This is a genomic window from Sinorhizobium fredii USDA 205, assembly GCF_001461695.1.
GTDB lineage: Bacteria > Pseudomonadota > Alphaproteobacteria > Rhizobiales > Rhizobiaceae > Sinorhizobium > Sinorhizobium fredii.
Window position 1 is genome coordinate 150,576 of record NZ_AUTC01000157.1, and the last position, 13,562, is coordinate 164,137.

The 13,562-nt window shown below is 61.6% G+C and carries 12 protein-coding genes; 7 read left to right on the forward strand and 5 right to left on the reverse strand.

Translation table 11 applies throughout. From position 1 onward, the window contains the following. Positions 1-87 precede the first annotated feature (87 nt). On the reverse strand, positions 88-777 hold the full coding sequence (locus tag N181_RS22730; protein ID WP_037395082.1) for a LuxR C-terminal-related transcriptional regulator: 690 nt from the start codon (positions 775-777) through the stop codon (positions 88-90). A gap of 172 nt (positions 778-949) precedes the next feature. After that, on the reverse strand, positions 950-4,210 hold the full coding sequence (locus N181_RS22735) for a bifunctional diguanylate cyclase/phosphodiesterase (RefSeq protein ID WP_037435607.1): 3,261 nt from the start codon (positions 4,208-4,210) through the stop codon (positions 950-952). A 385-nt stretch (positions 4,211-4,595) separates the two neighbouring features. Between N181_RS22735 and N181_RS22740 the strand changes: the two genes are divergently transcribed. Beyond that, positions 4,596-5,819: a GGDEF domain-containing protein gene (locus tag N181_RS22740; RefSeq protein WP_037433160.1), complete on the forward strand. Its 1,224-nt coding sequence runs from the start codon at positions 4,596-4,598 to the stop codon at positions 5,817-5,819. Between the two features lie 269 nt (positions 5,820-6,088). Here the strand turns inward: N181_RS22740 and N181_RS22745 are convergent, their stop codons facing one another. The 3 genes from N181_RS22745 to N181_RS22755 all read right to left on the reverse strand — a co-directional run bounded on the left by N181_RS22745 (position 6,089) and on the right by N181_RS22755 (position 8,902). Continuing rightward, positions 6,089-7,348, reverse strand: a complete 1,260-nt coding sequence (locus tag N181_RS22745) for an adenylate/guanylate cyclase domain-containing protein (RefSeq protein ID WP_037433146.1) — start codon at positions 7,346-7,348, stop codon at positions 6,089-6,091. A 2-nt stretch (positions 7,349-7,350) separates the two neighbouring features. Next, positions 7,351-7,914 (reverse strand): methylated-DNA--[protein]-cysteine S-methyltransferase, encoded by a 564-nt coding sequence (locus N181_RS22750; protein WP_037433148.1) that lies wholly within the window; start codon positions 7,912-7,914, stop codon positions 7,351-7,353. A gap of 97 nt (positions 7,915-8,011) precedes the next feature. Next, the gene (locus N181_RS22755; RefSeq protein ID WP_037433149.1) at positions 8,012-8,902 is read right to left on the reverse strand and encodes a GNAT family N-acetyltransferase; all 891 of its coding nucleotides are present in this window, start codon (positions 8,900-8,902) and stop codon (positions 8,012-8,014) included. A gap of 248 nt (positions 8,903-9,150) precedes the next feature. On the opposite strand from N181_RS22755, the gene N181_RS22760 reads away from it, so the two are divergent. From N181_RS22760 to N181_RS34965, 6 genes are all read left to right on the forward strand, one after another. Next, on the forward strand, positions 9,151-10,479 hold the full coding sequence (locus tag N181_RS22760) for an NAD(P)/FAD-dependent oxidoreductase (RefSeq protein ID WP_060563899.1): 1,329 nt from the start codon (positions 9,151-9,153) through the stop codon (positions 10,477-10,479). A gap of 7 nt (positions 10,480-10,486) precedes the next feature. Next, the gene (argE, locus tag N181_RS22765) at positions 10,487-11,614 is read left to right on the forward strand and encodes an acetylornithine deacetylase (protein ID WP_037433153.1); all 1,128 of its coding nucleotides are present in this window, start codon (positions 10,487-10,489) and stop codon (positions 11,612-11,614) included. 127 nt (positions 11,615-11,741) lie between these two features. Then, complete coding sequence (locus N181_RS22770) at positions 11,742-12,665, forward strand: 2-hydroxyacid dehydrogenase (protein ID WP_037433155.1); 924 nt, start codon at positions 11,742-11,744, stop codon at positions 12,663-12,665. 26 nt (positions 12,666-12,691) lie between these two features. Continuing rightward, positions 12,692-13,048 carry a cupin domain-containing protein gene (locus N181_RS22775; RefSeq protein ID WP_037433157.1) on the forward strand — a complete coding sequence of 119 codons (357 nt, stop codon included), beginning with the start codon at positions 12,692-12,694 and terminating at the stop codon, positions 13,046-13,048. Beyond that, on the forward strand, positions 13,048-13,275 hold the full coding sequence (locus N181_RS34960) for a hypothetical protein (RefSeq protein ID WP_245290986.1): 228 nt from the start codon (positions 13,048-13,050) through the stop codon (positions 13,273-13,275). Before N181_RS22775 ends, N181_RS34960 begins: the two co-directional genes overlap by 1 nt. Continuing rightward, positions 13,272-13,511 (forward strand): GNAT family N-acetyltransferase, encoded by a 240-nt coding sequence (locus tag N181_RS34965; RefSeq protein WP_245290987.1) that lies wholly within the window; start codon positions 13,272-13,274, stop codon positions 13,509-13,511. Before N181_RS34960 ends, N181_RS34965 begins: the two co-directional genes overlap by 4 nt. Positions 13,512-13,562 lie beyond the last annotated feature (51 nt).

Consider the following 13,562-nt stretch of genomic DNA (forward strand, 5'->3'; position numbering starts at 1 on the left):
ATTCGTGGCTCTGCCGTCGTCAGTACGTCCTCGGATGCCTGTCGGCTATTCGGCCGGATGGCTTAGAAGGCGGCCTATCCGACCGGCCTACTGCTGGCTCTCGGTCATGGGTAACAGACGCGCTCCTGCGGCAGCGGCCTCCTGGCGGTTCCTTACCCGCAGACTGCGGAAGAGTGCTGCCATGTGGATCTTCACCGTACCCTCGCCGAGTTTCAGCTTGCGGGCGATTTCCTTGTTCGAGAACCCCTGTACAAGGAGCAGGAGAACCTCGCGCTGCCTCGGCGTGAGGAATTCGATTGTGCGATGGCCCCGTTCGTCCTGGGCTCCCCGGATGACCTGAGAGACCCCTGCTTCCTCGGAAGAAGAAGGCCGACCTGCTATGGACGGGGGTACGTAAATAGTGCCGTTGAGAATCGCGCCAAGTGCTTCGGCCAGTTCGCTCGCACCGAGGCCCTTTGGCACATAGCCATTTATGCCCGCAGTGAGGGCAGACAGAATGTCCGACCGGCGCGACGATGCCGAGACGACGACGACCTTTAGATCCGGGTGGATGTCGCGCACGGCGGCAAGGCTGGCAGCACTTTGCATGCCCGGCATTGCCAAATCGAACAAAGCCAGCGATATGTCCTCGCGCTCGCTGAGCCTTTCAATAGCTTCATCGAGCGACCCACTTTCGAGAATCTCCGTGAAACGCAATTTGCTCTTCAGGATGAAGCCAAGCGCGATCCGGAAGAATTCATCATCATCGGCTATCAGTGCGATGCGTGAGGTATTCATTACGCTTTCCTCGCCGGTTGTCTGGCGCTTGCGGGCCATCAATTCGGCCCGCTGGCGGGTCTGCAACTAACGATCGTCTCAGCGAATGCGTTCCCGTCATTACCAATCAATGCGCGGTAGTATCAAGATTGTGCCACACACGCTTGGAGACGTGTAGGGCTAAATGCAGCAGCTAGCTCTGGGGGCGGTTCGCAAGGTAAACGCATGGTGCACCGCCGGTTTCCAGAGGGCCGTCGATCAATTTGGAGATTTCTGACGGAGGGAGGGGACGCGAGAAGATGTAACCCTGAACCTCGTGAAATCCCTCCGCGTTCACGGCGGCCAACTGATCCTCCGTCTCAACCCCCTCGATTGTCGTCGTCATGCCCAGGCTATGACCGAGACCCGCGACGGCTTTTACGATCGCGAGCGACTCTTTGCCGTGCGGAAGATCGCGAACGAAGGCTTGATCCACCTTGATTTTGTCGAAAGGGAAACTTCTCAGGTAGCCGAGCGACGAATAGCCCGTCCCGAAGTCGTCCATCGCTATTTTCACACCGAGGCCGCGCAGCTCCTGGAGCAGTTGAATATTGTGTTCGCTCTCGTCCAGCAGGACCGATTCCGTGATCTCCAATTGCAGGCGCGCGGGAGTAAGGCGAGAAACCGAGAGGGCATCGGCCACTGTCTTGACGAGGTTGCGGTGCTTGAACTGGACCGGTGAGAGGTTGATGGCAATGCTGACATGCTCCGGCCATTGTGCCGCCTGGCGACAGGCCTGATCGAGAATCCACTCGCCGATCGGTACGATCAGGCCGGTTTCTTCAGCAATGGGGATGAACTCCGAGGGCGCAACCATCCCTCTTTCGGGATTGCGCCACCGCAAGAGCGCTTCGCATCCTGTTACGCGGCGCGATCTCAAGCTTATCAGCGGCTGATAATGCAGCTCAAATTCGTTCCTTTCCAGCGCGCCTCTGAGCGCAATCTTTACCTGCTGGTGGGCCTGCAGCTGCGCATACATGGCTACATCGAAGCGCTTGTAAGTGCCGCGCCCGCTGGACTTGGCATTGTAGAGGGCGATGTCCGCGGCCTTGATTAATTCATCCGCGGAAGTCCCGTCGTCCGGCGCAAAAGCAATGCCGACGCTCGCTCCGATTGTGGCACTGACGCCCTCTACTGTGAACGGCCCGCAAAGCGTGTCAATAATCCGCTGAGCGAGACGAATGGCGTCGTCGTAAGTTCCCGCCAAGGGATGTATGATGGCAAATTCATCACCCCCGAGGCGCGCGACGACGTCGGTGGGACTTGCGGACTGGACGAGCCGCGCAGAAACCTGGCGCAACAAAGCGTCGCCGGCGGGATGTCCAAGCGTATCGTTAATCGCCTTGAAGCCGTCTAGATCCAGGCATAGCACAGCCATGCTGCTGGCGGCATCCTTCTCACTCAGGGCCCGATCGAAGCATTCGCGGAAGAACATCCGATTTGCTAAGCCGGTTAGCATATCGTGCCTTGCCAAATGGGCCATCTGCTTCTGGGCGAGTAACTTGTCCTCCTCTGCCCGGCGATGCTCCGTTATGTCTCTGCAGAAAATGGAAATACCGTCCTGCGTGGGAGAAGCATTTGCTTCAATCCAACGATCAAGGGAGGACAAGTAATCCTCGAAGAAGGAACGAACACGGCGGTTCATGACCTCTTGGCAATGCTTGACAAAGTTCCCGTTTCTTTCTTTTGGAAACAGTTTCCAGAAGACCTTCCCCAGCGCCTCGTCCCCGATCCGCAAGAGCCTCTTGGCGTTCTCGTTCAAATAGCGGATACGCCACCGGGGATCGAGGAGCATGACGCTATCCATGGTGCTCTCGAGAACGGAGGAAAGCTGATTAGCCGCCGCTTCGGCCGTCCTTTGCGAGCGGCTGATTTCCTCGCTGGCGCGCTTTGCAGCAGTAATGTCGCGCCAGATCGAAAGCATTCTGACCGGCTTTCCTTCGCGCCCGATGATGGGAGCCGCGATCACGTCCATGCATCTTTCTTCGTCCTTGGCGTCCCGTACAGTAATCTCGAATCGAGCAGTCTCGCCGGCCCTGACTTTTGCCCAGCCCTCTAGAACCTTTTGTGCATCGGCGTCCTTGCCGATAACGTCCCATGTGGTTTTTGTGAGCGGCGCCCCTTCCGCCAGGCCGAAGATTCGCCGGCCAGCCTTGTTCATGAGCAACGGTCGCCCTTCGAGATCGAGCACGCGTACACAGTCGGGACTGCTGTCGAAGATGCTTCTGATAAAGGCTTGCGATTCCTGTTGGGCGAGCTCGGCGGCACGGCGTTCCGTGATGTCGAGCACCGAGCCGACATATCCCAGGAACGCTCCGTCGGAAAAGCGGGGCTGACCGACATCTATCACCCACGCCCAGCTTCCATCGGCCCGCCGCAATCGGTATTCGCTTCGCACGGGTGCCTTGCCCGCCGTCGCGTTGAAAAACGCTTCCTGCACTTTCTCTCGGTCATCGGGGTGGATTACATCCACCCAACCGAAACCGAGTGCCTCGGCTTCCGATTGTCCCGTAGTCTCCAGCCACAAACGGCTGAAAAAGCTCGTGTCGCCCGATGGATCGGCTACCCAGATCATCACCGGTGCGTCATCGGCTATTGCCCGGAAGCGCGCTTCGCTTTCACGCAACGCTTCGGTAGCGCGGCGCCTTTCATCGACATCCTCCAAGACACCGTACCAACGCACGATTTCTCCAGCGGCATCACGCTTGGCAATTGCCCGAGCACGGAACCAGAGGTAATGACCGGTTGCGGTCAAGAGGCGATACTCGATGTTAAGCGGATCGCCACCCAAAAGAGAGCGTTGCCATTGCTGGTGGACCATAGCGGCGTCTTGCGGGTGCACGGCTTTTGCCCACCCACTTCCGAGTGTTTCTTCTTCGCTCAATCCGGTGAACTCGGACCATCGCGGTCCGACGTCCAATACCGCTCCCATCGGGTCTGCGGTCCAGGGAACTTGCGGATGAAGGTCGATGAGCGAGCGGTAATGGTCTTCCCTGGCCCGAAGCGTTTCTTCGGCCCTACGCAGTTCCGTGATGTCTTCAATCACCGAGAGCAGGAACTTACCCTCGCTCCGGCCGGCCGGTATGCACACGCAGCGCTTCTTGATCAGGAGCGTCCGCGTGGCGCCGTCCGCGGTGGTGGTCTCCTCTTCGACACGGTGCTCCTCGCCTGTCGAAAGCACGGCGCCGTCAATTGAGACGATCCTGTCGGCCTCCGCCGTGGGCAGAAAGTCGTGATCGGTACGCCCGAGAAGCTCATCGCAGCGTCGGCCGAGGAGCTCGCACCCTGCGCTGTTCACGAAAACAAACCGCAGACGATCGTCCTTGACGATCACCGGTTCGGTGATGCCGTCCATCAGACACTGGAAGAAGTCATGAGACCTCTCGGATGAACGTTCTGGAAGCGGAGCGTTCATGTCACCGACTCTTCGACTGATTGCGACAGGCCATCCCGCTGTAGTGGAGTCCCCGCCTGGTTGTGCAACCTTCGTTAACTATTGTCGACCGCAAGTGGTTCCCAGAAGGCTGTCGTTATAGTTAACGAATTATGTATTTCGGTCTGGGCGTTCGCGACGACCCCGGGGCGTTCGACGGGCGGGCCGGAAGAAGTGCGATTATCTCACGCGGCTATTTTTCTCCCGGCAACTATAAGTCGATCCAGTCCTCATTGCATCGGGTCGACTCAATGGTTCCCTCAATTGGTGCGGTATACTTGCCTGTCGGGCATGCTCCGCTACATGGGTAGGCATGGACATTGAGGAGAGCGCAGTCTCAGCGAATGGGGTTGGCCCATTCACACCGATGCAGCTTCAGGCACAGGATCCCTCTATCATGGCTGAAGTTGCGCGCCTTCTCGCGGGTCGCACGCGTGACATCCGGCTCAAAGGTGAGCTTCGCCGCCTATTCCAAGAGCGCTCCTGGCCGCGAACGGCCAAGGTCATTCGTGCCTGGATGACATGGGTGGCCTTGTTGGATGTGCTCACGTTGGGCCTCAATGCTATCCTGCTTCCAAAGGTGATCGTCCTGTCGATGCTTGCACCCGCCTGCATCCTCCCCCCCGCCGCTCTCGCCACCGCCTTCGTCTGGCGAAAGCCGCGAGCGATCGGGCTCCAGAGGGCCTCGATCATCGCGGGCCTGTTTTTCATCCTCTTGTCGGTTGCTCTGGTAGGCGTGAGCGCGGGTGGCGAGTTCCACGAAAGGCACTTGAACATCATGCTGTTCGTGGCCATTACGGCCATCATCATCTTCAGCATTCCGCTGACCTGGACCGTAACGGTCGCCGCCATGGCGCTCGGTCTCTACCTTTTCTTTCAGTTGCTGAACCCAAGCTTGGAGACGGGAAGCGCCGTAGCTGCGGCGTTATTTTTTGCCAGCGGCATCATCGCTACTGTCGTTGCGCGACGCACCATGACGATTTTAGCGCAAAAGGGTTTTCTTCTTGAGCTGCGAGACCGCAGCCGTGTCGCAGAACTTGCCGACGCCAATGCTCGGCTGGAGCGCCTCGCGAGAACCGATCCCCTCACTGGAATCGCCAACCGACGCTGGATGATGGAAACGCTCAATCATCTCTGGAGCGCCGGTATGGATAGTCGCGGCTGCGCCATGCTGATGTGTGATATCGACGAGTTCAAGAAGCTGAATGATCACCTCGGGCATGCGGAGGGCGACCGCTGCCTCGTGAAGGTTGCCGGCATAATTCAAAGCAGCGTGAAACGAGATCGCGATCATGTGGCCCGTTACGGCGGTGAGGAGTTCCTCATCGTGCTTCCGGGTGTCGACGAGGGAGAGGCCATCTGTATGGCCGAACGGATTCGCAGGAGCGTCGAAGCCGCCTCTCTTCCGAACCCGGCGTCCCGCATCTCGCCCTACGTCACCCTCAGCATCGGTGTGGCGACTCAGTCGTCAGAGGAGAAGATCATTTCGCCAGAGCAGCTTCAGAACCAGGCTGATGCGGCACTTTATCTTGCCAAGCAAGCCGGTCGAAATCGCGTGGTCCTACACCATCCAGATCGGATTCGTCAGTGACCCAACGTGGAAGGCTCGACCGATCGGACTCCCGCGTCAGTGACGAATCCGCGACTTTGTACCGGGCTTGGCCTGCTCGATGAGGGAATCGGTCAGGCGCTGATAGATGCCCTTGAGCTTGATAGCCGTATCCCCGTTGCTTGACGGCTAGAGACAATAGACGCTGGAGCTGATGCACGCGAAGGGCCGGAAAGGCGATGAAGTAGCGGAGAGGCTCTGCTTCGACGCGCGCAAACGCCTAGACCGCCGAAGGGACGGCCAACCGCGCCCTACTTGCCACCGGAAAGGGCAAAAACTTCGATCGGCTCGTCCAGTCCCCTCAAGGCATAGGAACCGAGATCCTCCAACTGTGCCGCGCATCCTGCCCTTTCGACGAAGGCTCTCGAAAGAAGAACCGGGCGCTTGAGTTCCTTGGTCAGACTTTCGAGGCGTGAGGCGATGTTGACGGCGGGGCCGATGACGGTGAAATCGAGGCGCTTGCGCGAGCCGATATTGCCGTACATCACGTCGCCGACATGGACGCCGATGCCGTAGCCGAGCGGATCGTGACCTTTGAGCAGATTAGCCTCGTTGAGCCTGGAAAGGGCGGCCTGCGCTTCGTCGATGGCTGCGAGAAGTTGACCGCAGGCGCAGGGATCGGTGAGCGGGAAGATCGCCAGCAATCCGTCGCCCATGAATTTCAGGATCTCCCCGCCATGCCGCTCGATCGGCTCGGACATCGCGTCGAAATAATCGTTTAAGAGCTCGATGACGTCGTCGCGCGGCCAGAGGTCCGACAATTTCGTGAAGTCGCGCAAATCGCAGATCAGGATCGCCGCGCCCACCGTTACGCCGCTGCCGCGGGTCGTCGCCCCCGCCAGAATCTGTTCGCTCGCATGCGGTCCGACATAGGTTTCGAGGAGGGTGCGCGCGAGACGGTTCTTCAGCCTGATCTCGCTGACGAGCGCCAGTGCCGGCAGAATATCCGAAAAGAAAGCGATGTCGTCGGCGTCGAAGCCGCCCGGCCTGTCGCTTGCAAAGGTAATCGCGTGGCGTTTGCCCAGCGTATGGTGGAGCGGCCAGATGATGTAGTCGGTGAGACCTTCAGCCCGCAGTTCGTCGTAGAGCGGGTAATCCGGACCGTCTGCTGCCGGGTCGTCCAGGTGCCGGCGCACCTCGTCCGCTCCGTTGTTGAATTCGTGCAACGGGCTGTTCAAGTATTGCGAGCTGTCTTCGACGCCATATTCATAGGTGTCAATCTCCGCCTCCGACAGTCCCTTCCGCCACAAGATCCGCGCGCCGATCCATTGCGGGTGATGAATTCTGAAATGGAGGGTCGCGCGGGCAACGGGCACACCCGCATCTGACAATCTCCGGCACAGATCCACGAAGATGTTGTCGATGAAGCGTTCCTCTCGCGTTTCCCTGACCAGCCAGTCGAGGACTTTCCGCCGTTCGGCAGGCCATAGCCCGCTGTCGGGAGGAGCCAGCCGCGCCTCAGATAGGGTCTGCATTGCTACCTCCTCCGACCGGGGTTTCATGACGGCCATGTTCAAAATCCCAGGGATTGTTGCGCCTGCTCCGGCGGTCCGACGTGAACGCCTTCCAGTTCGAGCATGCGCAGCTTCGTCGAGGCGCCGCCCGGTGCGGAAAAACCGCCGACCTTGCCGCCGGCCGCCAACACGCGGTGGCACGGGATAATCAGCGCCACCGGGTTCTTCGCCATCGCCTGGCCGACGTCGCGCGCGACCTCTGGTCCGGCACCAAGCGCCTTGGCCAGTGCGCCATAGGTCGTCGTTTGTCCCCAGGCGATCTTTCGCGTCGCCGCATAGATCTCTTTGAAGAAAGCGTCCTGTTCCTCGAGATCGAGCTCGAAACCGGAAAAATCCGTTTCGTTGCCCTCGAAATAGCGCTTTACCTCGCGCACAGCTTCCGCAACCGCCGGCGGCGGCTGCGTTGGTTCCGCACCGGGCTGACGCCTGAGGAGAAGGCGCTCGGTCGCGTCCGCGCTTTTCGTCGGCAATTGGAAGCGTGTGATACCGCGCTCGCTCCAGGCGATACCGCAGAAGCCGGCCGCAGTTTCGAAGATCAGATATTGGTGCGCTGTCTGGCCCATCGCCACAGCCTCCCGAGTTTCACGTTTCCATGAAAATCGTGCGGCCGGGCTGCGAATTCAACCCGTTTCTTGGGCGCGCCGCATGTGTTGTCGATGTCTATCCCAGCGCCTGCGTGGCCAGGCCATAGATAATAGGCGTTTCGCTGCCCGTTTTCTCAACCAACCAAGGTCGCCTTAGCGACATGCTGGTGACCGTGTCAAAGACGGGAAGACCCGACTGCGCGAGGAATTCCGCGAATGCGCCGCTCTTCTGGCGAGTATCGAGACGGAGGAACGATCCCGCATGGTCGGCGACGTGGGGTCTCGTCACTGCGATCGCGTCAGCGTCGTTTGCCGCGACGACCGGACCGATCAAATGGCCGCGCCCGAAGCGCCGGCATAGCGAATAGGCCGCCATCCGATCGCCGCGGACAAGCGCCACGCCTTTCGACACACCAAGGAGGCGCGCCAGCACATGAGTGCGGTCGGCGTTATAGGCAGCGAGATCGAGCGCGATGATTTCGTCAAGATCGTCCCGCGTCAGAGTGCGCAGTCTAGTTCCCGGAGGAAGTGAACCCTCCGGCGGTGCGACCGCCTCGCCGTTACACTGGTAAACGGTTCGCTCGGCGACGAAACCGAGCGACCCATAGAGCCGCCGCGCCGAGCGGGTCGCATTGAGGCCGATCGCCCGCGAGCCGGTCCGCGCCAGCACGTGGTTCATCATCCATAGTCCGGCACCGAGCATCTGCAGGCGCGGCGAGGTGATGACCATGCCTATATTGGTAAAATCCGGGGCGTAGTTGAACCACATCGCAGAGGCGAGGACCCGGTCGATCGCGTCGCGCGCGACGATACCTTTGCCAAGCTCGCGGACCATCTGCCAATCCTCCGCCCTATGCGGCCAGCCAACGGACATGGACAAGGCATGGAGCGCGTCGAGATCTGCTTCGGCAATATCGGCAATGGTCAGTTCGAAGGAATCCAACCGTTTCGAATTGGTTCTTTCCATGTTTGTCCTGCCCTTCGGAGGCACCGGCTCGACATCCTGCGTTACGGGCACTCGGGCCGTGAGGCGAGTGACCCGCTTCAGTTGTAGCCGTTTACGCGCAACACAAAACACTTCAGATGTTTCGCAATTCGGAACTTTCCACCGAAGGCTCGGGCCATTCGGCAAGCAGTTCACTGCCCCGGACCTATCCTAATGCGACGAAGCGGCGGCTCATCGCCGTTTTCTCCTGTTCGCTCTAGAGGTATCCGATGTCTCCTCCCGTCCGCCGCGTCGTCAGCAGCCAGGACGTTCCGAAATCGGCGGATGTCGTCATTCTCGGCGGCGGCATGGCCGGCGTGGCGGCCGCCTACGAACTCGCAAAGCGCGGAACCTCGGTCGTGCTCATAGAAAAGGGCGTGATCGCCGGCGAACAGTCGAGCCGTAACTGGGGCTGGTGCCGCCAACAGAACCGCGATCCCCGCGAACTGCCGCTGGCCCAGCTGGCGCTCAGCATCTGGGAAGACCTGAACGCTGAAATCGGCGAGGAAACCGGCTTCCGGCGCACCGGTCTCGTCTATGCCACCACCCGCAAGGCCGATCTCGACACGTGGGAGCGCTGGGGCCGGGTCGCCAAGGATTTCGGCGTCGACACCCGCATGCTCGGCGGCAGCGAGTGCGCGACCATGCTGCCGGGCAACAGCCGCAGCTGGATTGGCGGGGTCCATTCGCCGACCGACGGCCGCGCCGAGCCCGAGCTTGCGGTGCCGGCGCTGGCTCGCGCGGCACAGCGCCGCGGCGCGGTTATCGTCCAGAGCTGCGCCGCACGCGAGCTAGAAACCGAAGCCGGGCGCATCTCAGGCGTCGTCACCGAAAAAGGCCCGATCCGAGCCTCGGCCGTTCTCGTCGCCGGCGGTGCCTGGAGCGGGATGTTCCTGCGCCACCACGGCATTCGCTTCCTGCAGGCCTGCGTCAAGTCGAGCTCCTTCTATACGGTCCCGGCACCGGCGGTGACGGAAGGCGGCGTGGCGATGGAGCATCTGACGATCCGGCGGCGGCTCGACGGCGGCTATACGGTGGGCTTGAGCGGGCTCGGGCAATTGCAGGTGACCCCGTGGGGCATCCTGCAGGCGCGCGCCTTCTGGACGACCTTCCAGGTCCGCCGCAAGGGCCTGACCTACGCGATCGGGCGGCAATTCTTCCAGGGGCCCGAGGCGATCCTGCGCTGGCGGGCCGACGGCATTTCGCCCTTCGAACGGATCCGCACGCTCGACCCGCGGCCAGACCAGCACCTGATCGAGCGCGGCATCGCCCGGCTGGTCGCCACCTATCCTTCACTCGCCGGCATCCGCCCGGCCCAAAGTTGGGGCGGCATGGTGGATTCCACCCCCGACGCCATACCGGTGATCTCCTCCGTCACGTCGCATCCGGGGCTTTTCATCTCCTCCGGCTTCAGCGGCCACGGCTTCGGGATCGGCCCGGCGGCCGGCAGGCTCGCAGCGGATCTCATCCGCGCAGACAGACCCTGCGTCGATCCGGCACCATACCGCTACGAACGGATGATCGACGGAACCGATCTCGGCAAACCCGGCATGCTGTGAGGGGCAAATGAACACACCCGAAGACATCCTTGCCCACCTCGTATCCTTTCCCTCCGTAGTCGGAACGGCAAACCACGAGATCGTCGAGTGGATTCGAGCCTACCTCACGGAACTGGGAGCCAAGGTGAGCGTGCTGCCCGGCCCGGAAGGCGATCGCGCAAATCTCTTCGCCACCATCGGCCCAGCCGAACGGCCGGGCATCATCCTGTCGGGACATATGGACGTGGTGCCGGCCGCCGAGCCCACGTGGTCGAGCGATCCCTTCGTTCTCAGGCGTGAGGGAGAGCGGCTCTATGGCCGCGGCACGAGCGACATGAAAGGCTTCCTGGCTTGCGCTCTCGCAGCCCTGCCGGCCATCGCTGCTTCACCGCTTTCCCGACCTCTTCACCTCGCCTTCTCCTATGACGAGGAAGCCGGCTGCCGCGGCGTTCCGCACCTCATTTCGCGGCTGCCGCATCTCTGTGCGAAGCCGGAGGGCTGCATCGTCGGCGAGCCGAGCGGCCTGCGCGCCATTCGTGCCCATAAGGGTAAAGCCGCTGCCCGCATCGAGCTCATCGGCCGCGCCGGCCACTCCTCGCGGCCCGATCTCGGGCTGAATGCCATCCACGCCATGGCGGAGATCGTTACCGAGGCGGTCCGTTCGGCAGAGGCTTTGACTGAGGGGCCGTTCGACGACAATTTCGAGCCGCCCTACTCCTCGCTGCAGGTCGGCACCATTGACGGTGGACAGGCGGTGAACATCATTCCCGACCGCTGCACGGTCGAACTCGAGGCGCGTGCCGTGGCTGGCGTCGATCCTTCGCGGCTCCTCTCAGGCATCGAGGCCAAACTCGAAGGCCTGACCGAACGTGGCTTCGAGGCACGCTGGGAAGTCTTGAGCGCCTATCCGGCGCTGTCTCTCAAGGACGATGCGCCGCTTGCCGTTCTGCTGGAGATTCTGACCGGGCAGAAACCGCTTCCGGCCGTCAGCTACGGGACGGAAGCGGGTCTCTATCAAGCAGCTGGCATCGACGCGATCATCTGCGGCCCGGGGGACATCGCGCGTGCCCACAAGGCGGACGAGTATATCGAGACCGGCGAACTCGCGGCCTGCCGGAGCATGATCGAGGCGCTCGGGCAAAGACTGCGCGCCTAGCCACCGCTTATCCGGCAAAGCGCAGGCCGCCGATAAATCAGTACCATATGCCGTGGCGCAGGCATGCTTCGGAGCATTCTACCGGCGCTTCGGGGCAACGATGGCCTCGAAACCAATGGGGAAGATTATGGCCTTTCTGTTCAAATCCGATGCCGAACGGGCAAAGATCTTTTCGGCAGAATTCGCCCGCGAACTTCCCTCCCTTCCTTTCGTGGTGGACGCCGGCAGTGTCGATCCCGCCGCCGTCCGCTATCTGCTGACATGGACCGCACCACCGGACCTCGAGCGCTACGTCAATCTCGAGGTTTTGTTTTCGATCGGCGCCGGCGTCGACCAGTTTGCCATCGACCGCCTGCCGAAGAACGTCAAGCTTGTCCGGATGATCGAGGACGGCATCACCCGCATGATGCAGGAATATGTGACGCTCGCCGTCCTCGCACTGCATCGCGACCTTCCCGGCTATCTCGGCCAGCAGAGCGCCGGCGAATGGCGCATGCGGCCGGTCCGGCAGGCATCGGAGCGGCGGGTCGGCGTGCTCGGGCTCGGAAATCTTGGTCAGGCGGTATTGGACTGCCTCCGTCCCTTCGGCTTTCCGCTCTCCGGCTGGAGCCGGTCGCCGCGCGACATCCCGGGGGTCGCCTGCCACCATGGCGATGCCGCTCTCGCCGACTTTCTTGCCACCCAGGACATCCTGATCTGCCTCTTGCCGCTCACCGCAGAGACGCGCGGCATTCTCAATGCTTGGCTCTTCTCGAAACTTCCGAGAGGCGCCGGCCTCGTGCATGTCGGGCGCGGACCGCAACTTGATACGGACGCGCTTGTCGCTGCACTGGACAACAGCCAACTCGCCGGGGCCGTACTCGACGTCACCGATCCCGAACCGCTGCCGGCGGACCATCCTTTGTGGCGTCACCCGAAAGTGATCATCACCCCGCATATCGCCAGCGTCACCCAGCCGGAGACCGCGGCAAGAACCGTCATCGCCAATATTAGGCGCCATGAAGCCGGCCTCGGCCTCATCGGCCTCGTCGACCGCGACCGAGGTTATTGAACCCATCACAACCCGAAAGGAAAACCATGTCACTTCTGAAGACCATCGACACTGACCCGCAGTTCGAGCCGAAGCGGTCGAACCCGACGCCCGAGCGGCTGATTTCCGGCAATCCGTCGTTCAAGACCTGGGCCCAGGACGTCGCGCGCGACGGCATGATCAACACCGGAGTGTGGGAAGCGACACCGGGCGAGACCCGGTCGATCAAGGGCGAGACCTTCGAGTTTTGCCATATCCTCGAAGGTGTGGTCGAACTGACCGAAGAGGGCGGCGTCACACCCGTCACCTATCGCGCCGGCGACAGCTTCGTGATGAAGCCCGGCTTCAAGGGCGTCTGGCGGACGATCGAGACCGTCCGCAAGATCTACCTGACCGTCGGCTGATGGTGATACTTCGGGATCTCCCGGCCTACGAGATCGAGCGGGACGGCTATAGGCTCAGCACCGACCGAACCAAGCTCGACCTCGATCTCGTTCACAGCTATTTGGCGGGAGACTCCTATTGGGCGCGCGGCCTCGATCGCGCCCTGTTCGAGCGTGCGCTCGAAGGCTCGGTCCGGTCGCCATCTACGCCCCTGACGGCAGCCTCGCCACCTTCGCACGGGTGGTGACCGACCTTGCGATCTTCGCCTATCTCAGGGACGTCTTCACTCTGCCCGCCCATCGCGGGCGGGGGCTTGCCGCTTGGCTTGCCGAGGCCATTCGTCAGCACCCCGAACTCGCCTCAGTGAGCACCTGGATGCTGGCGACCCGGGATGCCCATGCCGTCTATGCCAAGGCCGGCTTCCTGCCGGTTCCGCACCCGGAATACTACATGAGCGTTCCGAAGCCCGACGAGACTCCATAACCGGAGGTTATGGAGTGCCTCCATGTTTTTCTTGGTCCTCGGCCCGTTTTT

Coding starts and splice junctions, on each gene's coding strand:
- N181_RS22745 (WP_037433146.1), bottom strand. CDS start 7,348: ATGGCCGTCATGAAACCCCGGTCGGAGGAGGTAGCAATGCAGACCCTA.
- N181_RS22750 (WP_037433148.1), bottom strand. CDS start 7,914: ATGGGCCAGACAGCGCACCAATATCTGATCTTCGAAACTGCGGCCGGC.
- N181_RS22775 (WP_037433157.1), top strand. CDS start 12,692: ATGTCACTTCTGAAGACCATCGACACTGACCCGCAGTTCGAGCCGAAG.
- N181_RS22760 (WP_060563899.1), top strand. CDS start 9,151: ATGTCTCCTCCCGTCCGCCGCGTCGTCAGCAGCCAGGACGTTCCGAAA.
- N181_RS22755 (WP_037433149.1), bottom strand. CDS start 8,902: ATGGAAAGAACCAATTCGAAACGGTTGGATTCCTTCGAACTGACCATT.
- argE (WP_037433153.1), top strand. CDS start 10,487: ATGAACACACCCGAAGACATCCTTGCCCACCTCGTATCCTTTCCCTCC.
- N181_RS22735 (WP_037435607.1), bottom strand. CDS start 4,210: ATGAACGCTCCGCTTCCAGAACGTTCATCCGAGAGGTCTCATGACTTC.
- N181_RS22770 (WP_037433155.1), top strand. CDS start 11,742: ATGGCCTTTCTGTTCAAATCCGATGCCGAACGGGCAAAGATCTTTTCG.
- N181_RS22740 (WP_037433160.1), top strand. CDS start 4,596: ATGCAGCTTCAGGCACAGGATCCCTCTATCATGGCTGAAGTTGCGCGC.
- N181_RS22730 (WP_037395082.1), bottom strand. CDS start 777: ATGAATACCTCACGCATCGCACTGATAGCCGATGATGATGAATTCTTC.
- N181_RS34960 (WP_245290986.1), top strand. CDS start 13,048: ATGGTGATACTTCGGGATCTCCCGGCCTACGAGATCGAGCGGGACGGC.